Source organism: Vibrio sp. Vb1554, assembly GCF_033344235.1.
Map to the genome: position 1 here is coordinate 1 of NZ_JAWPOJ010000185.1, position 1,435 is coordinate 1,435.

General features: G+C 48.4%; 1 protein-coding gene. It reads right to left on the reverse strand.

The window, feature by feature from the left end; translation table 11 throughout:
* A partial coding sequence (carB, locus tag R8N28_RS24800; protein WP_318183615.1) for a carbamoyl-phosphate synthase large subunit occupies positions 1 to 1,435 on the reverse strand: 1,435 nt, incomplete at both ends.

A 1,435-nucleotide genomic window follows, 5' to 3' on the forward strand; every position in this document is an offset into this window, starting at 1 on the left:
ATTCGTTGTTCTTGATGCGGTCAAGAATGTGTGGACGACCTTCATGTACTTTGTTTACCAGGCGAGGGTTAATACCCGCTTCACCCAAGATTACAGCAGTACCGTGAGTCGCATCCAATTGGTAACCCAATTTTACTAGCTTAGACGCAAGGTCAACAACACGCTGCTTATCACCTTCACGAACAGAAAGTAGCGCACGACCACCTTCAGGGTACACACTGCCACAGCCAAGCTCTGCTTTTGCGTAAGCTTCTGCAAACGTTGCACCAACACCCATCACTTCACCTGTTGAGCGCATTTCAGGACCCAATAGAGGGTCAACGCCAGGGAACTTATTGAAAGGTAGAACGACTTCTTTGACTGAGTAGTAAGGAGGAATAATCTCTTTAGTGAAACCTTGTGATTCCAGAGATTGACCCGCCATTACACGTGCAGCGATTTTCGCCAGTGGTGCACCTGTCGCTTTCGATACGAATGGTACCGTACGCGCAGCACGAGGGTTTACTTCAATTAGGTAAACTTCGTTGTCTTTTACTGCGAACTGCGTGTTCATCAGACCACGAACACCAAGTTCGAACGCCAGCTTCTCAACTTGCTCACGCATCTTGTCTTGGATTTCTTGGCTTAGTGTGTAAGCAGGAAGCGAACATGCAGAGTCACCAGAGTGAACGCCCGCTTGCTCAATGTGCTCCATGATGCCGCCGATAACCACGCGCTCACCGTCACAGATAGCGTCGATATCCACTTCTGTTGCATCATCTAGGAATCGGTCTAGTAGAACTGGAGATTCATTCGATACGCTTACTGCTTCGTTGAAGTAACGACGCAAGTCTTGTTCATCGTAGACGATTTCCATCGCACGACCACCCAAAACGTAAGATGGACGAACAACGAGTGGGAAGCCGATTTCACGAGATTTCTCAACCGCTTGCTCCATCGCCGTTACTGTTGCGTTTTGTGGTTGTAGAAGACCTAAACGCTCAACTGCAGCCTGGAAACGCTCACGGTCTTCTGCGCGGTCAATCGCATCTGGGCTTGTACCGATGATTGGCACGCCTGCAGCTTCTAGTGCGCGAGCCAGTTTAAGTGGCGTTTGACCACCGTACTGAACAATCACACCTTTTGGCTTTTCAACGCGGGCGATAGACAACACATCTTCAAGAGTTACTGGTTCGAAGTAAAGACGGTCAGATGTATCGTAGTCTGTCGATACTGTTTCTGGGTTACAGTTCACCATAATGGTTTCGTAGCCATCTTCACGAAGCGCTAGTGATGCATGTACACAACAGTAGTCGAATTCGATACCTTGACCGATACGGTTTGGACCACCGCCCAGTACCATGATCTTGTCTTTATCTGTTGGGTTTGCTTCACATTCTTCATCGTAAGATGAGTACATGTAAGCCGTATCAGAAGAGAACTCAGCCGCACACGT